General features: G+C 37.9%; 18 protein-coding genes and 1 pseudogene. 14 read left to right on the forward strand and 5 right to left on the reverse strand.

All coding sequences use genetic code 11. The features are described from left to right. The first annotated feature begins 168 nt into the window (after window positions 1-168). Both F886_RS18405 and F886_RS18410 read left to right on the forward strand, forming a co-directional pair. Window positions 169-993 carry a BRCT domain-containing protein gene (locus F886_RS18405; protein ID WP_228129984.1) on the forward strand — a complete coding sequence of 275 codons (825 nt, stop codon included), beginning with the start codon at window positions 169-171 and terminating at the stop codon, window positions 991-993. Next, complete coding sequence (locus tag F886_RS18410; protein ID WP_005309564.1) at window positions 986-1,612, forward strand: hypothetical protein; 627 nt, start codon at window positions 986-988, stop codon at window positions 1,610-1,612. Before F886_RS18405 ends, F886_RS18410 begins: the two co-directional genes overlap by 8 nt. A 292-nt stretch (window positions 1,613-1,904) precedes the next feature. On the opposite strand, the pseudogene F886_RS20640 reads toward F886_RS18410, so the two are convergent. Further along, a pseudogene (locus F886_RS20640) lies at window positions 1,905-2,048 on the reverse strand (conjugal transfer protein TraR); the annotation flags it as partial. Window positions 2,049-2,340: 292 nt separating this feature from the next. On the opposite strand from F886_RS20640, the gene F886_RS18420 reads away from it, so the two are divergent. The 8 genes from F886_RS18420 to F886_RS18455 all read left to right on the forward strand — a co-directional run bounded on the left by F886_RS18420 (window position 2,341) and on the right by F886_RS18455 (window position 11,949). Then, entirely contained in the window at window positions 2,341-3,612 is a 1,272-nt protein-coding gene (locus F886_RS18420; protein ID WP_005309567.1) for a sensor histidine kinase, read from the forward strand. Between the two features lie 67 nt (window positions 3,613-3,679). Next, on the forward strand, window positions 3,680-6,430 hold the full coding sequence (gene glnE / locus F886_RS18425) for a bifunctional [glutamate--ammonia ligase]-adenylyl-L-tyrosine phosphorylase/[glutamate--ammonia-ligase] adenylyltransferase (RefSeq protein ID WP_005309569.1): 2,751 nt from the start codon (window positions 3,680-3,682) through the stop codon (window positions 6,428-6,430). Between the two features lie 24 nt (window positions 6,431-6,454). Then, window positions 6,455-7,381 carry a branched-chain amino acid transaminase gene (locus tag F886_RS18430; RefSeq protein WP_004789093.1) on the forward strand — a complete coding sequence of 309 codons (927 nt, stop codon included), beginning with the start codon at window positions 6,455-6,457 and terminating at the stop codon, window positions 7,379-7,381. 67 nt (window positions 7,382-7,448) lie between these two features. Then, window positions 7,449-8,339, forward strand: coding sequence for a mitochondrial fission ELM1 family protein (locus tag F886_RS18435; protein WP_005309574.1), 891 nt, complete (start codon window positions 7,449-7,451; stop codon window positions 8,337-8,339). Window positions 8,340-8,361: 22 nt separating this feature from the next. Continuing rightward, window positions 8,362-9,390, forward strand: a complete 1,029-nt coding sequence (locus tag F886_RS18440; protein ID WP_005309576.1) for a glycosyltransferase family protein — start codon at window positions 8,362-8,364, stop codon at window positions 9,388-9,390. After that, window positions 9,387-10,142 (forward strand): polysaccharide deacetylase family protein, encoded by a 756-nt coding sequence (locus F886_RS18445; protein ID WP_005309579.1) that lies wholly within the window; start codon window positions 9,387-9,389, stop codon window positions 10,140-10,142. The genes F886_RS18440 and F886_RS18445 overlap by 4 nt, the downstream gene beginning before the upstream one ends. Then, a complete protein-coding gene (locus tag F886_RS18450) occupies window positions 10,139-10,903 on the forward strand; it encodes a glycosyltransferase family 2 protein (RefSeq protein WP_005309582.1) in 765 nt (254 codons plus the stop codon). Before F886_RS18445 ends, F886_RS18450 begins: the two co-directional genes overlap by 4 nt. A gap of 11 nt (window positions 10,904-10,914) precedes the next feature. Further along, window positions 10,915-11,949 (forward strand): glycosyltransferase, encoded by a 1,035-nt coding sequence (locus F886_RS18455; protein ID WP_005309584.1) that lies wholly within the window; start codon window positions 10,915-10,917, stop codon window positions 11,947-11,949. Here F886_RS18455 and ghy read toward each other — a convergent pair. Further along, a complete protein-coding gene (gene ghy / locus F886_RS18460; RefSeq protein ID WP_005309587.1) occupies window positions 11,946-12,836 on the reverse strand; it encodes a glycosyl hydrolase Ghy in 891 nt (296 codons plus the stop codon). The two genes, F886_RS18455 and ghy, sit on opposite strands and share 4 nt — an antisense overlap. Window positions 12,837-12,904: 68 nt before the next feature. Here ghy and F886_RS18465 point away from each other — a divergent pair, with 68 nt between their 5' ends. Both F886_RS18465 and F886_RS18470 read left to right on the forward strand, forming a co-directional pair. Next, window positions 12,905-13,660, forward strand: coding sequence for a glycosyltransferase family 25 protein (locus F886_RS18465; protein ID WP_005309590.1), 756 nt, complete (start codon window positions 12,905-12,907; stop codon window positions 13,658-13,660). A 29-nt stretch (window positions 13,661-13,689) separates the two neighbouring features. Next, window positions 13,690-14,619: a lipooligosaccharide outer core biosynthesis glycosyltransferase GtrOC6 gene (locus F886_RS18470; RefSeq protein WP_005309593.1), complete on the forward strand. Its 930-nt coding sequence runs from the start codon at window positions 13,690-13,692 to the stop codon at window positions 14,617-14,619. Window positions 14,620-14,658: 39 nt separating this feature from the next. On the opposite strand, the gene F886_RS18475 is transcribed toward F886_RS18470, so the two are convergent. After that, entirely contained in the window at window positions 14,659-14,877 is a 219-nt protein-coding gene (locus tag F886_RS18475; RefSeq protein WP_004789113.1) for a hypothetical protein, read from the reverse strand. 203 nt (window positions 14,878-15,080) lie between these two features. Between F886_RS18475 and F886_RS18480 the strand changes: the two genes are divergently transcribed. Then, window positions 15,081-16,109, forward strand: coding sequence for a stealth conserved region 3 domain-containing protein (locus tag F886_RS18480; RefSeq protein ID WP_005309597.1), 1,029 nt, complete (start codon window positions 15,081-15,083; stop codon window positions 16,107-16,109). 66 nt (window positions 16,110-16,175) lie between these two features. On the opposite strand, the gene aspS is transcribed toward F886_RS18480, so the two are convergent. Both aspS and F886_RS18490 read right to left on the reverse strand, forming a co-directional pair. Then, window positions 16,176-17,960 carry an aspartate--tRNA ligase gene (gene aspS / locus F886_RS18485; protein ID WP_004789117.1) on the reverse strand — a complete coding sequence of 595 codons (1,785 nt, stop codon included), beginning with the start codon at window positions 17,958-17,960 and terminating at the stop codon, window positions 16,176-16,178. 170 nt (window positions 17,961-18,130) lie between these two features. Continuing rightward, the gene (locus F886_RS18490; RefSeq protein WP_005309601.1) at window positions 18,131-18,895 is read right to left on the reverse strand and encodes a DUF4184 family protein; all 765 of its coding nucleotides are present in this window, start codon (window positions 18,893-18,895) and stop codon (window positions 18,131-18,133) included. Between the two features lie 137 nt (window positions 18,896-19,032). On the opposite strand from F886_RS18490, the gene znuD reads away from it, so the two are divergent. Beyond that, the gene (gene znuD, locus F886_RS18495) at window positions 19,033-21,084 is read left to right on the forward strand and encodes a zinc piracy TonB-dependent receptor ZnuD (protein ID WP_005309604.1); all 2,052 of its coding nucleotides are present in this window, start codon (window positions 19,033-19,035) and stop codon (window positions 21,082-21,084) included. The last annotated feature ends 19 nt before the right edge of the window (window positions 21,085-21,103 follow it).

Genomic DNA, 21,103 nt, shown 5'->3' on the forward strand with positions numbered 1-21,103 from the left:
GTTCAACCTGTTCAACCTGTTCAACCTGTTCAACCTGTTCAACCTGTTCAACCTGTTCAACCTGTTCAACCTGTTCAACCTGTTCAACCTGTTCAGCTACAAAAGCCTATTACCAATAATGTTGAGCCATTTCGGACACAGCATTCAAATATAAAACTTAATAATATTATTCTAGGCTTTTTTGAAGGTATTTTTATTGATGACCAAATTAATGAAATTGAGATTAATGCCTTAATAAAGTGGATAGAGTGTTATCCAGAAGTCTGTAATTTAAGCAATTTTGATGTTTTGTATCAATTATTGGTTAAAGCAAATGCTGATGCACAATTTTTAAAAGAAAATCGAGATGAATTGAATCAAGTATTAACAGGATTCAAGAGATCTACTTATTTTACTGCTGGGACTGCTGATGCTCAAAGATTACATGGTGTTCTTGCTGGATTGTTATGTGATGGGACAATCAATGACCGCGAGGTTGTTGCATTACGCATTTGGCTAGATGGCCATAAACATCTGGAACAAGACCATTTATTTAAGGAAGTTTATCCATTACTTGTTTCTGTAAGAGAATTAAATCAAGTTGAACCTGCCGTAATACAGGCATTAATTCAAACAATTAGTAAATACGTAGACCGTGAAAATTATTGTTTGCCTAAGCAAGCGGTAACTTCAACCTCAGAAAATATCAATCCTGATTTTTACCACGGTGATTTCGTTATTAATGGTTGTACTTTTTGCTTAACCGGCGCATCTGAACGATATACCAAAGCTGAATGGAAGGAAGTTATTGAAGTTAAGGGAGGTCTTTTTACAGATAGTCTCACTAAGAAAGTTGATTATTTAGTGATTTGTAACAAAGGAAATCCTCATTGGGCACACATGAGCTATGGGCGTAAGTTTGAACAGGCTCTGAAGTGGCAGAATGAAGGTGGAAAACTGAAAATATTAACTGAAGATGATTTTGTGAAGGTATTGGAGAGCAACCATGACTGAGTTAATCATTAAGATATTAAGTTTAGGAGGGGTTGCTGCGGTATTTGCATTTGGATGCAAATATGTATTTTTTTTCAATTTTCGCTATGGTTATAAAAAGAAAAAATTTGGTTTAATTAAAACTGGACTAGAAAATTTAAAAAAATTGTTCGATGAGCAATATGAAAATCCTAATTTACCACCTTATTTATTGCAAGCAGCTGTTAATGAACATCTGATAAGTACCAGATATAAATATAAAATTATTTTCTTTTTCATGAAGTATGAAGCTTTAAATATTGAGGAGAGTGCCAAGGCGGTTGATAGTGCATGGCCATTTTTAAAAGTTGTAGAAGTAGAAAATAATAAAGTTGAACTTAGAACAAAGTATACACTTGAACAGATAAAAAAAAGGAATAAATGGTGTTTAATGGTTTATGTAGTTCTTGGGGTGCTTTTGATCTCCGCTCAACTATTTGAAAATTATGTAGAAAGTTGGATAACGATTGATAGAATATTAATTGTTGTACCGATTATTATGTTTATTATGTTTATTGCTGCTTGGTTTGGAATAAAGTTTACTTCAATTATTGCACTTAAAAAGATGGTTAAATTTGGTGACCAAGATTTAAATCCATAGCTTATTAATAAAGCCCCATTGAAGGGGCTTGGCGTTATGCGACAAGATATAAGAACATGGAACTACTTAAAATAATGCCCATGATCATGCCGATTAAGATCGGGTATAGCTGCATTTATTACTCCCGTATGGATTTGCTGATTTAACTTGAGTTGGCTTTTGTTTTGGAGATCTTCTTCCTTATAAAAAGCTTTCATTTCAAGGATGTATCGAGTGAATTGATAATTCAGGATCATCCAAAAAATAATGAGGGCTAAAACAAGAATAACGATGAAAAAGATTAGAAAATTTGTCATTTAAAAGTAGCTTTATGAAAGTTTTCTTGTGTATTTTTACATTCCACCCAAAGGGTTACAGAGCCATAGCGCTGACGCTCAACGGGAATATCATTTCCACATTCTTCACATTCGGTAAGGAAAGGGCGGCTAAAGTGTTTAAGGTGTAATTATTAGAAAATTTAAAGATGGGTTTTCTCTTTTTTGTTATGATTTTGAACTCGCATTTCTAACATCTTACAACTCTCTACCTTCAAACATTTGTTGTATTTTCCTCAAGCATACCCACTTTATGTATCTGAAAACCTTTAATTGAAACTTCACATTTCTATTTTGAAAAGAACGTTGCTCTTTTAATGTACTGTGTTAAAGTTTGTAGTAGATCATAATGATTATAAGTACATTTTTTAAGAGCGGTTCCGACCAAAAACGACAAAATCTGTGAGGCGGGCAATGACATTCCAGCGTTTAGAACTAAATCAGGTTGAGCAGTTAAGTGCTTGTAGGATATCTCTGTTACTTGGATTAAATGCCGAGCAGAACTACATTGAGCAATTTTTCCGGTTTAGTCTTCGTCTTTTGAATTGTAAAAAAGCCTTATTGACTTTTAATCAGGAACCTTACTTTTGGCATCGTTGCCCAGAGGGCATGACAGCAATCTCGTTTAAACCTTCGAAACATTTAAAACAGTGCTTTGCTAAACAGCAGATCATTAATCACTCACATCCCTCTTATCAAAACTTAACCAACTATTTAAAAGAACTAAACATCGAGTGCAGCAGGGCATTGGCCGTGCATCTTTTACATCCTGATAAAACGTCTATGGGCTTTGCTGTCTTTTTCGATGACGATGCAGCTACATTTGAAGATGACGATATTCAATTGCTGCTCGATTACTGTTCGACTTTCATGCAGCAAGTCGAATTGAAGTTTAACTATGAAGAGTTAAACGAACTCTATGAACAACAAGTTGCGATTAACTCAAGTAAAACTAAATTTTTCTCGATTATTTCGCATGACTTGCGAGCGCCGTTTCATGGCTTGCTCGGGTTTTCTGAAGTACTCGCCAAAGAGCGTGAGACTTTAGATGAGTCTAGCATTCAAAACATTGCTGATTATTTATATGACACGTCACAATCGACTTATAACTTACTTGAAAGCTTACTGACATGGGCGATGGCAGAGGGTGGGCGTTTTGTTTATCACCCGATTAACTTTAAGCTTAGACAGGTTAGCAATATTGTTTGCGATGTACTGCACACCTTAGCTTTGAAAAAAAATATTGAACTGGTCAATGATGTTCCAGATGATTTAAACATCTATGCCGATATCAATATGATGACCTCTGTCATTCAAAACTTGGTTTCAAACGCGCTGAAATTTACAGATATTGATGGCTCTGGCAAAGTCTTTATTGAAGCCAAACAAGCTGATAAAAATATAGAAATAACCGTTCGAGACACTGGTTTAGGCATGACCGAAAAGCAAATGACAAATTTGTTCCATCCACGTATTACAGCCAGCTTTAAAGGAACCGCTGGTGAAAAAGGTGCAGGTTTAGGTTTAAGTCTTTGTAAACGTTTTGTCGAAATTAATCAGGGTAAAATTGATGTTAGTTCAAAAGAAGGGGTAGGAACGACATTTAAAGTTTTATTACCTTCTGCTCAAGAAAGTCATGAGGCTCATGCAGAGCATTACTCTTCAGCGGAAGCAAAATTAGTCTAATCCCTTTTCCTACCACTACTCGAACTGCTATAACTAAAAACAGAGTACGAGGAAAAGAGCTTTTTATATGAATGCGGAGCAGTTACAAAAAACATTGCGTGCTAGTCAGTATGCAGAACAAGTTTTAGGCTTGCATCAAGCTGTTTTAGAACAAGATTATCAACTAGATCAATTTACTGCACCGCTCTCGACTGAACAGATTTATCAATTTGTACAAACTACATTAGATGGAATTGGTGACGAAATATCTTGGATGCGTGGATTACGCATTTTACGAAGTCGTTTAATGTTCCGTTGGATTTGGCAAGATGCCAATCAGCTTACCGATGTTGTCACACTCACACGCGAACTTTCTGATTTTGCCGATGCCAGTATTTGTGCGGCAAAGGACTTTGCACGTGTAGCACTTGTGGCGAAACACGGTGAACCGATGAGCTACTCTGGCAAAGTTCAAGATTTGATAGTTGTTGCCATGGGTAAGCTGGGTGCGCAAGAGCTTAATCTGTCGAGTGATATTGACTTGATTTTTGCTTTTGATGAACAGGGCGAAACCAATGGTCGCAAATGCATTGATGTACAGCAGTTCTGTATTTTGTGGGGGCAAAAACTTATTTATTTACTTGAACACATTACCGCAGATGGTTTTGTATTTCGAGTTGATATGCGCTTACGCCCTTGGGGCGATGGCTCAGCACTAGCAATTAGTCACGCAGCTTTAGAAAAATATTTAAGTCAGCATGGCCGTGAGTGGGAACGTTATGCATGGATTAAAGCGCGTGTTGTGACGGGAGGTAAAGAAGGACAAGACTTGTTAGAAATGACACGTCCTTTCGTATTCCGCCGTTATGTCGATTATACCGCTTTTGCCGCGATGCGCGATATGAAAGCGATGATTGAGCGTGAAGTGTTACGTCGCCATATTGAGGATGATATTAAACTCGGGGCAGGCGGTATTCGCGAAATTGAGTTTATTGTTCAAGTCTTCCAGCTTATTTACGGTGGCTCTAAACGTGAGCTTCAAGACCGCCAATGTTTAGTCAGCCTTGAACACATTGGTGAAGCTGGCTTATTAGAAAGACAAGCTGTTTTAGAACTTGAGGATGCTTACCTGTTTTTACGCCGTGTTGAACACGCAATTCAAGCCCTCAATGACCAACAAACCCAGCTATTACCAGAAGAAGTAGACTTAAGACAGCGCATTATAGATACCTTAGGTTTTACGAGTTGGGATGAATTTATTGATGTTCTTAACGAGAAACGTCAAAAAGTTAAAGTTCAATTTAAGCAGCTCATTGAAGATACCAGTTCAAATGCCGCAACTGAAAACTTTGGACAGTTAGAACAGCAGTTAGATGAAGTGTTGGATGACAATGCGAAAAATCTGATTCATGAATTCTGGCACGGTCACGCACTCAAAAAATTACCATCAAATGCTGTTCAGCGATTAAAGACATTCTGGCCTCATTTAATTGAAGTGATTTTACAGTCAGAACAACCTCAAACTGCACTTTTGCGCTTAATGCCGTTGATTGAATCGGTCATGCGTCGAACCGTGTACTTAGTGATGTTGATTGAAAGTAAAGGCGCATTGCAACGCTTAGTGAAAATGGCGACGGTGAGTCCGTGGATTTGTGAAGAACTGACACAGTATCCGGTACTGCTGGATGAGTTCCTATCGATGGGCTTTGAGTTACCAAAGCGTAAGGACTTAGAAGACTCATTACGTCAGCAATTGCTTCGTATTGAAATTGATCAAGTGGAAGATCAAATGCGGGCACTTCGACTGTTTAAAAAGAGCAATGTACTCACTGTTGCGGCAAGTGATGTGTTAGCTGAAAGCCCGCTAATGAAAGTATCTGATGCATTAACTGATATTGCTGAAGTGAGTGTTAATGCAACACTTCATTTAGCTTATCAGACCGTAGCAAAGCGTCATGGTTATCCATGTGATGTCGATGGAAAACGCTGCTCACTCGATTATAAAGCCTTTGCTGTTATTGGTTATGGCAAAGTGGGTGGCATTGAGCTTGGCTATGGTTCTGACCTGGATCTTGTCTTTATTCATTATCTAGATGAGCAAGCAGATACGGATGGAACGAAGTCAATTAGTGGCTTTGAGTTTGCTATGCGTGTCGCTCAAAAGTTTATGTCACTCATGACCACTCAAACCCTTGATGGCCGTGTCTATGAAATTGATACGCGGTTAAGACCTTCAGGTGAGGCCGGTTTATTAGTGACAAGTCTTAAGGCCTATGAACACTATCAGTTGAAAAGTGCATGGCTTTGGGAGCATCAGGCATTAGTACGTGCCCGCTCTATTGCTGGTGACGAGGTACTTTGCCAGAAATTTGAAATATTTCGACGCGAGATATTGACTCAATCTAGAGATGAGGCTTATGTTCGTGAGGAAGTGTTGAAAATGCGTCAGAAAATGAAAGACCACCTAGGTTCGTCTTCTGAACAAAAAAAACATGGTATTTTTCATTTAAAACAGGACGCAGGTGGTATCGTCGATATCGAATTTATGGCACAGTATGCTGTACTTGCATGGAGCGGGACGAAACCCGATCTCGCCCATTATTCTGATAATGTAAGAATATTAGAAGATGCTGCTAAAGCAGACTGCTTATCCAGTGAAGATGCCACAGCATTAATTCGAGCCTATCTTAGTGAACGTGCCGAAAGCCACCGCTTAGCCCTTGCAAATCAATCCATGCAAGTCAGCGCAGCGGACTGGCGTAGTACCCGTGCGGTCGTTTGCAATTTATGGCAAAGATTAATAGACCCAACCGCCTCGGTTGAGTTGGATAGTGAATGATTTTATAACAATTTGGAGTGTTCCATGAATTTGGCTGATCGTGATGGTTTTATTTGGCAAGATGGAAAATTAATTGATTGGCGTGATGCAAAGATTCACGTTTTAACCCATACATTACACTACAGTATGGGCGTATTTGAGGGTGTTCGTGCTTATGAAACACCTAAAGGTACTGCCATTTTCCGTCTTCAAGACCACACAAAACGTTTGTTAAATTCAGCAAAAATTTATCAAATGAAAGTGCCGTATGATCAAGCCACGCTTGAACAAGCACAAATCGATGTTGTTCGTGAAAATAAATTAGCTTCTTGCTATTTACGTCCATTAATCTGGATCGGTTCAGAAAAACTTGGTATTGCAGCAACAAATAACACGATTCATGCCGCAGTTGCAGCATGGGCGTGGGGCGCATACCTTGGTGATGAAGCAATGGCGAATGGTATTCGTGTTAAAACTTCATCATTTACTCACCATCATCCAAACGTGACGATGTGTAAAGCAAAAGCATCTGGTAACTACACGTTGTCAATTCTTGCTCACCAAGAAGTTGCACATTCTGGTTACGACGAAGCAATGTTAATGGACCCACAAGGTTATGTGTGCCAAGGTTCTGGTGAAAACGTATTCTTAATTAAAGATGGCGTTTTACACACTCCAGATATCGCTGGTGGTGCGCTTGATGGTATTACACGTCAAACAGTAATGACGATTGCTAAAGATCTTGGTTATCAAGTTGTTGAGCGTCGTATTACACGTGATGAATTCTACATTGCAGATGAAGCATTCTTCACAGGTACTGCTGCGGAAGTAACACCAATTCGTGAATACGATGACCGTCCAATTGGTACAGGTGGCCGTGGCCCAATTACTACTGAAATTCAAAAGACTTACTTTGATGCAGTTCAAGGTAGAAATCCGAAATATGAACACTGGTTAACTTACGTAAAATAAGTTAATCCGTTAACATAAAAAGGCGAACATAAGTTTCGCCTTTTTATTTTTGGCTTCGGGAGCTTTTATGCATATTGTCTATGTCTCTGATGGTAAGGCAGGGCACCGTTCACAAGCATTAGGCTTGTTTCAGGCAATGCAAAGACAACAGCCAGAAACAACTTTTGAAGAGATCCTTATTTCTGATTTGCCAATTATTTCTTTAATTCAGGCGCTTTTCTCTTCAAAAAAATCGTTATTAAAAAAAGCACCCGATTTTATATTTGGAGTGGGAAGCCACACTCATTTTCGTGTCTGGTTACTCGGCAAAATTTTTAGAAAAGCCAAAACTATTATATTGATGAAGCCTAACTTACCTGTGGTTTGCTTTGATTACGCTGTTATTCCAGAACATGACGGTATTCACGCCGACAGCCATGTGATTGTCACGCGTGGTGCATTAAATCCAATTCGTAATGAAAACCGCCATCAAAAAGACCGAATTTTAATTGCTTTAGGTGGTTCATCTAAACGACATCAATGGAACCAAAACAAAGTATTAAGCAGTGTTCAGAAAATTGTTGAGAGTAATCCAGCTGCTGAGATTATTTTGACAACTTCACGCCGTACACCAGCAGAATTTATCGATAGTTTAAGACAGCAACGCTTTGCTGGGCATTTACAAATATTTCCTGTTGAGCAAACACCGCAGGGTTGGATTTTTGAAGAAATGCAAAAAGCAGAAGCTGTTTGGGTAACAGAAGACAGCGTATCTATGATTTTTGAGGCACTTACCGCGGGTTGTCGAGTCGGGGTAATGGCAATGGACCGGTTGAAAGACGACCGGATTACCCACTCAGTTGATCAAATGTTAGAATCAAAATTAATTTCACAGCAGACTTGTGTTGTACAGTTACCACAACCTTATGCTTTTAAAGAAGCAGACCGTGTGGCAACATATCTTTTAGCGAAAAATTAAATTTTTTATTTTGAGTAAATAAATGAAAATATTGCATATTGCGAATTTTGGCTTTAATAAACAAGGCGCCCATTTTTACTGCACAGACCGTAAAATTTCTGCCGGATTAATTGAAAATGGCCATTTCGTTTATGACTTTAGTTTTCGTGACATGGCTCGAATGGGAACCATTTTTAAAACAAAAAAACTGGGTGCCAATTGGGCCAATAAAGAAGTACTAAAGGTCGTTAATAATATTGAACCTGATCTGGTACTCATTGGACATAGTGACTTAATGAGTCCAGATGTTCTTAGACAGATTAAAGAAACTTATCCAAATACTAAAATTGCATTTTGGTATGTTGATCCGCTTTATCTTGAAAGCAAACTCGACTTTGTTAAAGCATTCTCGCCGTATTTAGATGCTATTTTCTGTACAACAGGTGGCGAATATCTACAAAAATTAAAACAGCCGCATTTAAGCGTAGCCTATCTGCCAAATGTGGGTCACCGTAATGTAGAAACACTACAGCAATTTTCAAATGTTAATACGGATAAGACCTTTATTTTTTGTGGCGTAGTCTATAAAGAACCTGAGCGTGAGAAGTTCTTAAAGGACTTAGCAGATGCATTGCAACAAGGTCATGTGAATTACCAATATTATGGTTGTTTTGAACAGCCTGGTGTCTACGGTAAAGCGTATTATAAAGTTCTATCTGAAACAAAAATGGGACTTAATTACTCACGCCGTAATGATGTAACTCTGTATAGTTCTGACCGTATTGTACAGCTGACTGGTAATGGTTTATTGACTTTTAGCCCAAGAATTCCGGGCTTTGAGAAGCTCTACACCGAACAGGAAGTGGTTTACTTTGATGATCAGTTTGATTTGGCCAAGAAGATCCAATTCTTTGATCAAAACCCAGATCAGGCTGAAAAAATAGCGAAAGAGGGCTGGGAGAAAACACGTAGATCTTTCAATGCTAAACGCATCACCCAATTTATGGTTGAAGTGACATTTAAGCAGCCCCTTTCAGAAGATTATGAATGGTCACATGAGGTTTATGCATGATGTGGTTTTTGTACGTTGCGGTAGGCCTACTAGTACTTGCTGCACTGTTATATGTGCTGGGTAATTATACTTTCTGGCTTCCGTTTCGTTCGAACAAACTACCACGCATTGTGATGTTGCATCAGGTTACACCTAAAGATGCAGCCTCTGGTATGAATATGCCTCCTGAAAAGTTTGAACAACTCTTAACGTTGTTGACACGTAAGGGGACTACTTTTTGTTTTGTCTCTGAGCTTGAACAATACCGGAATCAAAAAAATGTCGTTGCTTTAAGTTTTGATGATGGCTTTATGGATAATTATCTTTATGCCTATCCATTACTTAAAAAATATAATGCAAAGGCAACCATTTATTTGGCAACGCAAATTGAAGGAATCGAAAAGCTAACTCATGAGCAAATCCATGAAATGGCGAATTCTGGTTTGATTGAATTTGGTGCGCATACCCAGCATCATGTGAACTTACTTAAGCTTGATGATCAAACTGCTTATGATGAGATGCTTCAGTCTAAACGTGACGTTGAGGCATTAGTTGGGAAGTGCCCAAGCTTTGCCTATCCATTTGGTCGATTTAACGAAAAACACCAGAAAATGGCTGAAGAGATTGGCTTTAAAAATGCTGTATCGACTCGTAAAAAAATCGAAGCTTATGAAGCAGCTAATCAATTTAATATTCCACGTGTCAGCACGCATGGTGCCATGAATGCTTTACAGATGCGTATCGCCCTTGCTAAAGGACGTTATAAGTTATGAATAAAATTCCATGTAGTGTCTATATTGTCACTTTAAATTGTGGTGCTTGGTTAGAGCGAACATTACAAAGTGTCAGTGAATTTGATGAAGTCATTATTTTAGACTCTGGCAGTACTGATAATACTTATGAAATTGCAGAGCGCTTTGAAAATACGCAAATCTCTCATCAAGATTGGCAAGGTTACGCTGGGCAAAAAAGTTTAGCTTTAGCAAAATGCCGAAATGATTGGGTACTTAATTTAGATGGTGATGAAGTCTTATCTAAAGAGTTAAAACAAGAAATTATTGAGACCATTCAGCAAAACAAGCTTGATGCTTTAATCACACCGATTAATGACGTGTTTTTAGGTGTTCCCAACAGCAAACATACTAAAAAACATGCAAAGGTGCGTTTTTTCCGTAAGTCTAAAGGGCATTATGATCTTGCCAATAAGGTCCATGAAAATGTGATTGTAGAGGGTGAATCTCAGCGTGCTCAACATGATATTTATCATTATGGCGAGTCGAGCATTTTCGTTAAAGTCGAAAAAAATAACCAATATTCCAACCTCAAAGCATTAGAGAAATACCAAAAAGGAAAGTCTCCAAGCGTTGCAAAATTAGTTTTGGTAATGCCAGTGACTTTCATGAAGTCTTATTTTATTCGCCGTAGTTTCTTAAATGGTTGGCGTGGTTTCGTAAATAGTATGATTAACGCGTTTTATGCTTTTCTAAAAGAAGCCAAACTATTTGAACAGACGATGAATAAAGATAAAAAATAAGTAGGCAAGCTATGAAAATTGTTCAGGTATTGGCAACTAGTGGTGGAATTGGTGGTTTAGAGCAGCACACTTTTAACCTTGTTAATGAGCTCGCTTTAAATCATGAAGTACATGTGATTGCACATCCTTGCTATCTAGACAAGTTTAGCCAACAAGTACATTTTCATGTGGTTGATTTTGCACGTAGCCGTTGGAATATTTTTTTACTCTGGCAACTTAAAAATCTTATCCAGCAAATTCAACCTGCTATTGTTCATGCACAAGCAGGAAAGGCAGCTGAACTGATTGCCCGAATTAAGCCATTTTTATCTGGCCCAAAGTTTGTGACAACAGTACATGGTACTAAAAAGAATAAATCTGCCTATTTAGCAGGTGATGCCGTTATTGCAGTGAGTCAAGCACTCACGCAAGGCATACCAGAGTCTAAAGCACACGTGGTTTACAACGGGGTCTATCCTCAACCCGTACTTACAGTTGAAAATAAAGAAAAGTTACTTCAATCGATTCAAAAAGATTTTGCTGAGCTAGATGCAAGCAAAAAAGTTGTTATGTGTATTGGACGTCTAGAGCCAGTAAAAAATATCAGTTTACTGATTGAGTCGATGCAACAGATTGATGCCAATTTATGGATTATTGGTGATGGTTCACTTCGAGCAAGTTTAGAAAAACAAGTCAGTGAATTAAACATGCAAGATCGGGTCGCTTTTCTTGGGTTTAGAACGGATGCTCGAGATCTAGTGCAATTAGCAGATATTGTGGTTTTGTCATCAGATCGTGAAGGTTTTCCACTCGTCATGGTCGAAGCTTTACAGGCCGATAAAGCAATCGCTTCAACCAAAGTGAACGGTGTGATTGAGTGGTTGCCGGAGCAATATCTGGCAGAAATTGGAGATGCACAAGGTTTAGCAAAAGCGATTAAATGTGCGCTTCAACCTGAGGCTCAACACGACTTTAGCCCTTTATATGCAAAAGCCAAGGCTGAACTGACTGTACCAGCCATGGCTGAGCAGACGCTTAATATTTATAAAGGCCTGCTGAAAACTTAATTATTCTTCGGTGTAAGGCGGATGGCATCAAGTACCACGAAGTTATCTTCGACATTAATGGTATGACAACCGTCATCTGCTTGATTCCAGTCAGGTAAAACTACTTCTAGTAATTTTTCTTCGTAAGCTGTCGGGCTAAGCTGAGTAATCGCTTTTAATTCGATATTACCGCCATAACGTTTTAAAGAGTCTTGGCTTGGTCGAACCAATTGGCCTTTATAAATAAAAGGTTTACCCGCCATACGGAACTGCTGACTGCCTCGGCACACTGGGTTCATTGGGTGCTCTTGCCAGTTCGGATTTAAAATATCTTCGGTAAAGAATAGATCTAAACGATCACCAAATTTCTTACAATCACGACGCGTTGAAGTAAAAAGATACCATAAGCCTTCATGATAGAAAGGGGTGCTGTCGACTGCTTCGATATTCTCGATCAGATTAGAATGCTTTTCCCATTTCAGTGGAAATTCAGTACATTTCCAAAGTTCTATCGTCTTGTTGGCAGAAGTCTCTGGGATCATGTACCAAGTGTTTTCTAACTTAAATACACAAGGATAAGAAAGGTGATAGTCGAGCTTTAAGATTGTCTCTGGTGGTGTGTAGGTGCCATCTTTAAAGACTTCTAAAACAGAAAGAAAACCTACTGGATGTTCGTCATCAACTTCTTCAAAAAAAATGAAATGACGGCCATTTTCATAAGCATAAAAGCTGTCTGCAAATGTAAACTTTTTAGGGGAGTGGATCTCAAAGAGAGAATCTAGTTGCTCAAGTGTAGTAAACGGTTGTTCTAACCAGCCAAAACGCATATACCAATGAGAGTCAAAAGATTTTGCTTTTTTTGCTTGTTGGTATTTATACCATTTTTTTTGAATCAGGCGATTTAGCATTAAATTTTACACTCGATATAACTATAATTAGATAGACTATCCCTGACTCATTTTAACATTTGAATGAAATGAAAAAATATTTAATCAGTATTGAATCTGCTAATAGTGAACGTTTAAAAAAGTTGTACTCTCAAGCAACATTTTACAAATATCGTGATGAATTTAAGCAGTTTGGGGTAATCGGTAAGAATTTAAGCGTTAGTGAATATTTTCAACAAGGTGTAGCAGGCAAGAAAAAACCGATGACGCCTGGTGAGCTTGGTTGTGCCATGTCTCATATTGCTGCACTAAAAGATTTTTTAAACTCCGATGAAGAATATGCAATTATTTTTGAAGATGATGTGATCGAGCGTTTTGAAATTGATTTCCAAGATTTAGAAAAGCACATTCACTCTTTGAATCTAGGGCCTTGCTTTTTTCTAAGCTTGGGCGGTATTCAAATGAAAATATGCAATCGCGTTCGTGGAAAATTTTTACCCGAAGAGTTGTATAACCAGAAAATTCTAAAAGTTGATTACGATTATCTCGAAAAACTAGCCTATGCGTATGCCTATGTTGTAGACCGTAAAATGGCACAAATGTTGGTTGATTATCATCAGCCAATAAAAATTTATGATCACTGGCAAGGCCTTGTTGGACGAGGTGATTTCAGTTTCTATGTCAGCTTTTTATTCGATCACCCGATCATCGAAAATAATCATGCTTTAAGTTATTTAGAAAAAGAAAGAAGCTTAATTACTCCTATTTCACAAGATGACAGTGATTTGTTACGTTACCTAAGAGTTAAACTAAAGAAATATATACTTAATAAATATATAATTTAGTCGTTTTTTTAGATTTTCTTACTAATTTTATGACTAAGCAAAAAAATATTATTATCGGGTCAGCAACTGGATACAGTGCTGACCTCATTTCTTCTTTTGTATATTCTTTGGAAAAGACAGACTTTGATGGCATTTTGACTTTAATTATCTATAAAGAGCAAATGCCGGAGTTTGTTAATGCATTTTCAGATATCAAAAATTTTAAAATTGAATTTAAAGTTTCAACGATTGGGAAATTTAAATCAAAGTCAAAATACTCAGGTATTTACAAGTTTAAGTTTATAAAAAATATTCTTAAGAAAATTATTGGATTAACTGTAAATGAAGCAGTTCCTGATTCAAAAATAAAAGCACTTAAAATCACAGGCTATCCGCATGTGAGTCGCTTTTTTGAATATAAAGAAGTTGTAGAAAGTCATCCGGATGCTTCACATGTGCTGCTTAGCGATGTGCGAGACGTTTTTTTTCAGGGTAATCCTTTTAAAGATCTCGGCAAAGGACTCTTTGTTGGTATGGAAAATCCAGATTATACGATAGGCACTGAGCAATATAATCAAAAATGGATTATCGATGCGTATGGAGATGGTTTTTATAATAGTGCAAAAGATGAGCAGGTTTCGTGCTCAGGCGTCACAATTGGAGATATGAACTCGATTAAAGTCTATATCAATAAAATGATTGAAGAGTTCTGCAAACAGCCATATCAAAAAATGTCTGAAAGAATCTATGATCAGGCAATGCACAATAAATTATTAATTACTGATGAATTAGCTGATGTAACTCGCTGTCAGCCATTTGAATCTATTATTGTAACTCTTGGATTATATCCAATAGATCAAATTACGATTAATGATCAAGGTCTTATTATCAATCGTAACCAAAAGATCATTCCTATTGTCCATCAGCATGACAGACATCCGGAATTGATACAGTTATGTGATAACTATATTGGGAAATAAATTTTAGGATTATCTAAATTTTATGAGGGGAAGCGGATATTAATTTTTATCCGCATTTCCTTTTAAAACCATATAAATCAGCGCAACAAAAATAAGCAATGCACCTGCTAAGCTACTTACGCAGAAATAAAGAATACGTTGATTTGTAGTGATGTTAAATAATTCATTTGCAAGGATGTAGCGCATGAAAAACCACTGCGCAAGAGAGAATACAATTACGATTAAAGCATGTCGACGTACATCAGGGCGCATTGCCATAATGAATCACCAAGGGAGAAAAAGTGGTGATATTATGCCATTTGCCCACACTCATCTCAATAGAGTCTAAATTGAGTCAATTGTGTAGAAAAATTAAAATTATGAATAAATTGTGAATTTTTATTAACATTAATAAACCTTGAATTCCATTTTTTATCTGAAATTTTCTAGTAAATTTCTGTACTTATTTGGATATATGTTTAATGCAGCCTGTTGATTTTGTAATGATTTGGGTAGACTCAACTGATACGAAATGGCAGCAACAATACATATATTATAAATCCAAAGAAACTAAAACAAAGGCGGTTGAACATGTTGATCAATGCCGCTATCGCGACTGGAATAATCTTCATTACTGGTTTCGATCTGTTGAGAAATTTTGCCCGTGGGTTAGAAAGATCCATTTAGTGACTTGTGGTCATTTCCCTGAATTTTTAGTCAAAAATCATCCTAAGTTAAATTTGGTCACACATGATCAAATCATGGAATCAAACTGTTTACCGACATTTAACTCGCATGCTATTGAAATCAATATTCATAAAATTGAGGGACTAGCAGAGCATTTTGTCTATTTTAATGATGATACTTTTATCAATAGGCCTTTAGAGCCTGAGTTCTTTTTTAGAAATGGTTTACCTTGTGATGGTGTGCGTTTACAGCCACTTATGGTTGTAGGTGAAGAGAACTTTCTAGGTGCCGTTGCCCTGACTGATGTTGCGATTATTAATAAGCATTTTGATAAGCGAAAATTGCTTCATAAAAATCCCTATGCACTTTTTAACTATCGCTATTCTATGAGCAGTAATTTGGGTAATTTTTTAAGTTTATATAATCGAAAATTTTCAAGTTTTTATAGTACTCATTTGCCTCAACCTTTTTTGAAATCAGTATTTGAAGAAGTTTGGAAAACTGAAGAAGCTTATTTAAATGAAGTATCAAGTCATCGATTTAGACAGCCTTTAGACGTTAATCAGTATCTTTTTCGATTGTGGCAGTTGTGCTCATCCCGTTTTTATCCTGTCAATATATTTGAGCGTGGACAAAACTTTAACTTAAGGCTACAAAATCTTCCTGAAATTAATCAAGTTATTAAGAATGAACAACTTCCACAAATTTGTCTAAATGATGACGAACACGTGGTCGATTTTGAAAAGCTTAAAACAGAAATCATTCAAATTTTTGATCAAAAATTTAAAACACTCTCAAGTTTTGAAAAAGAAATATCCCATTAAAAATTGAAATTTACTTAATAAAAAACCCTGCATAAGCAGGGTTTTTTAATTTGAAAATCTAAAAAATTATTTAGATTCTTCAGCTTTTGGTTTTTCACGTAAGCGGATGCCCAAGTCACGAAGCTGATTTGCTTCAACAGGAGCAGGAGCTTGAGTAAGTGGACATTCAGCAGTCTTAGTTTTAGGGAATGCAATAACGTCACGAATAGAAGTCGCGCCAGTCATTAACATTACTAAACGGTCAAGACCAAATGCCAAACCACCGTGAGGAGGAGCACCGTAACGAAGTGCATTTAATAAGAAGCTGAATTTTTCTTCTGCTTCTTCATCAGAAATACCAAGCGCTTCGAAAATCGCTTTTTGCATTTCTAATGTATAAATACGTAGAGAACCACCACCAACTTCAGTACCGTTCAATACCATGTCGTAAGCAACAGAAAGTGCTTCACCTGGATTGCTCTTCACTTCTTCTACACTTGATTTTGGTAGAGTGAATGGATGGTGAACAGAAGTCCATTTGCCATCGTCAGTTTCTTCAAACATTGGGAAATCAACAACCCAAAGTGGAGCCCACTCACAAGTTGCAAGATTCAAATCATGGCCAATCTTCACACGAAGAGCACCCATTGCATCATTTACAACTTTAGCTTTATCAGCACCAAAGAATACGATATCGCCATCTTGCGCACCAACACGTGCCAACAATTCAAGTACGATCGGTTCAATGAATTTCACGATTGGAGATTGAAGACCTTCAATTCCTTTAGCGAGTTCATTAACTTTGATGTAAGCCAAACCTTTTGCACCATAGATGCCAACGAATTTAGTGTATTCATCGATTGCACTACGTGGCAATGATGCTGCACCTGGAACACGTAAAGCAACAATACGGCCTTTAGGGTCTTTTGCAGGACCTGCAAATACTTTGAACTCTACTTCTTGCATTAAGTCTGCAACGTCAACAAGTTTCAACGGAATACGCATATCAGGTTTGTCTGATGCATAGTCACGCATTGCATCTGCGTAAGTCATGCGTTGGAATTTATCGAATTTAACGCCAAGAAGTTCATCGAACATCTTCACAGTAAGGACTTCCATTAAGTCCATAATGTCATCGTCACTCATGAACGATGTTTCAACGTCGATTTGAGTAAATTCTGGTTGACGGTCAGCACGTAAATCTTCGTCGCGGAAACATTTCGCGATTTGGTAGTAACGATCAATACCACCCACCATCAACAATTGTTTGAATAATTGTGGTGATTGTGGAAGTGCATAGAAACTACCATTTTGTACACGACTTGGTACTAAGTAGTCACGCGCACCTTCAGGAGTTGCACGTGTCAAAATAGGTGTTTCAACGTCTAAGAAACCATTATCTTCGAAATAGTTACGAATAAGATTGGTCAATTTAGAACGGAAGCGTAAACGATCCAACATTTCAGGACGACGAATATCTAAGAAACGATATTTCAAACGAATTTCTTCAGAAATATTGGTATTTTCATCATTTAAAGGGAATGGAGGTGTTTCTGAAGCGGCAAGAACTTCGATGTCTTTACCTAAAACTTCAATTTGACCACTCACCATGTTGGCATTTTCAGTACCTTCATAACGGCGACGAACACGACCTGTAATTTTTAATACATATTCAGAACGTGCTTTATCTGCAGTTGCGAATGCTTCTGGAGTATCTGGGTCAATAACCACTTGAACGAGACCATCACGGTCACGCATATCAAGGAAAATAACACCGCCATGGTCACGGCGACGATGTACCCAACCGCATAGTGTAACGGTTTGGTCGATTTGGGCTTCAGTTAAAGAGCCACAGTAATGAGTTCGCATCATGATGAAAAATATCCAAACTATATTGGCTGAAAAGACGGATGCGTAAACCGCGCACCGTCAAAAAAATAAGTTTTCGATTATGCCCTGTTGCATGGTTTGCCACAAGAACTAGATCAAAAAACCGCGGAAATTAACCTGAAAATGAGCAATTTGGCAGCAAATTTTGTGATTCATCCCATTCTTTGTTGCCGATCTAAAAACAAGAATAATAAGCATCCTAAGCTAAAAGTACTTAACCAACCTTGCATAAACTCATTGATAGAACGGCCCGTAAAATAATAGGTATCAGCATGCCAAACTTCATGAGGGATGTAACGTGCATAATCCCAAAATGAAAATAAGCCTAAGACTGTAGATAGAATAAACAGAGACCACGCGAAAATTTTAATTTTTTTATCTACTTTCCAGTGTTGTTTGTAGCGCTGGTAATAGTGAATACCCATCCAACCAAGAAAAGGTAAGGCAAGAGCAGAGGAGCCAAGTTGTAAAAGACGATGCAAAGGGTAGGGATGACCCAAAAAATGAATAGTTGTCGCTAAAACATCTTTAAATACAAACGTTCGAAAGTCTGAATGTGTTAAACCATCCCAAATTAGATGAGTTGCTATACCGACAATGAGTGCAAATATAACTCCAATAAAAAATATTAAAATACGTTTTAAAGAGCTGAGGCCAAGATCATGTTGTACACCAAAAAAACGGTACACCACTGGGCGATAAAGAAAATACCAAACTGCACAAAAGACGAGGCCTAATGCAAGGTTGGGATAAATCAGACCTTTCCATTGGTGCGTCAGCATGCTGGACTGAACTGTAAATAAGCGGTAAAGATCGGGTGTCATACTCCCAATGGCTAACGCGGCAATCGGTAAAGTGTTTTGACTAAGCTTAGATAAGGGAGGAGCTATAACGGCATGAGAGATGGTAAAAGGCATTAGAAATCAAAAATTACTCACATCATTTAGTTGACCAGTCTAACTAATCGTCGAATCAGAAATGTTTTTTATTGCAAAACAAACGAAATGTTATAATATAACAAAAATAAAACATATCGTGATTCGGGACACATCCAATGCAGTTTTATAAAAATATTTTGACCTTATCCATTTTAGCTGTCATATCCGTTCCTTCGTTTGCAGCAGAAAGTGAAAATGTTGAAAAGTTAGAAACTATTCGAATTAAGGCTCATCCACTTGAGCAAACTTCACAAGATTTTGCTGTGGCAGATACTGTTGTTGATCAAAAGCATCTGTCGCAAGGCGCTGCTACCATTGGGGATGCACTCAGTAGTGAAGTGGGAATTTATGCTAATCAGTTTGGGGCTGGTTCGAGTCGACCAGTGATTCGTGGGCAAGATGGACCACGCGTTAAAGTACTCCAAAATTCATCAGAAAATATTGATGTTTCGACCTTGTCTCCTGACCATGCGGTAACTGTAGATCCTGTGCTTGCCAAGCAAGTGGAAGTGATTCGAGGTCCTTCAACTTTACTGTTTGGTGCTGGAACAGTTGGCGGTTTAGTCAACGTAATTGATAACAAGATCCCTACGCAAATGCCTGAAAATGGTTATGAAGGACAAGTTGGCTTACGTTATAACACTGGAAGTGATGAAAAACTGGCGAGTGCTGGAGTAACTGTTGGCTTGGGTAGCCAGGTTGCTTTACGTGTCGAGGGGTTAACACGTGATGCGAATAACTACATTGCGCCAAATTATATTCATGAAGGTGAAAAAGAGCGCCGTGTAGACAATACTTTTGCTCAGGGCGATTCAGTTAACGTTGGGTTGTCTTGGATTTATGACCGTGGTTATACAGGTATTTCTTATAGCAACCGTCGCGATCAATATGGCTTACCGGGGCATAGTCATGAATATGAAACCTGCCATGTAGATGATCTGAGTTTGCATTGTGGAGATCATGACCATGAAGGACATAGTGATGAAGAAGCTCATGATCACGAACATGGCGGTCCATGGATTGACTTAAAATCTGAGCGTTATGATTTTAAAACTGAGTTAAATGATCCGTTTGCAGGCTTCCAAAAGTTACGTGCACAAGCGAGCTATACCGACTATCAACATGACGAAATTGAAGAGGGAGCAATTGCAACCCGATTCCAAAACAAAGGCTATGACGGGCGTGTTGAGTTAGTACACAACCCAATTGCAAGTTGGGAAGGGGTGATCGGTGCACAGTTAGGTCAGCAAAAACTGAATTTAACTGGCGAAGAAGCCTTTATGGCACCGACCACTACCAAGAAGTGGAGTGTATTTGCTTTAGAACATAAGCAATGGAAAGACGTACACTTTGAGCTTTCTGCACGTGCAGATCAGCAAGAAGTTGATGTAGACGATAACTCTAAACAAGATTTTGATGGCTCTGCATTTTCTTACGCAGGTGCTGCGAATTGGGAGTTTGCACCGAACTACAAACTTTCTTTTGTCGCTTCACATCAGGAACGTTTACCTTTAGCTCAAGAGTTATATGCAAATGGTGGACACTTTGCGACAAATACTTATGAGTTAGGAAGTGATCAACTCAGTAAGGAAAAATCCAATAATGTTGAGTTAGGTTTGCATTTTGATAATAACAAACTTGATTACCATCTTCATGTTTACCATAACTGGTTTGATGACTACATCTATGCACAAACCCTTGACCGTTATAAAGACTTCCGTTTAGTCCAATACACTCAAGATAAAGCACGCTTCTATGGTGCAGAGGGTGAAATTGGTTATCAAATTACCCCAATGTATAAGATCAGTGCTTTTGGTGATTATGTACGCGGTAAAATTGATGCAGAAGGTAATGCCCCGCGTATTCCAGCAGGACGTTTAGGTACTAAAGTCGACGCAGATTTTGGTGATGGTTTTAGTGGTTCTGCTGAGTATTATCATGTCTTTAACCAAGACAAGATCGCAGCTTACGAGACCGAAACTGAAGGCTATAACATGCTTAATCTTGGGGTGGCATATTCTGGGCAATATGGTGCAAAAACAGATTATCGTGTTTATATGAAAGCGAATAACTTGTTAGATGACACGGTTTATCAACATGCATCTTTCTTATCAAATATTCCACAAGTTGGACGTAATTTTACTGTAGGTGTTGATTTTAGTTTTTAAGGCTTTAACACGAAACTAA

This window comes from Acinetobacter sp. NIPH 542 (genome assembly GCF_000369825.1).
GTDB lineage: Bacteria > Pseudomonadota > Gammaproteobacteria > Pseudomonadales > Moraxellaceae > Acinetobacter > Acinetobacter oleivorans.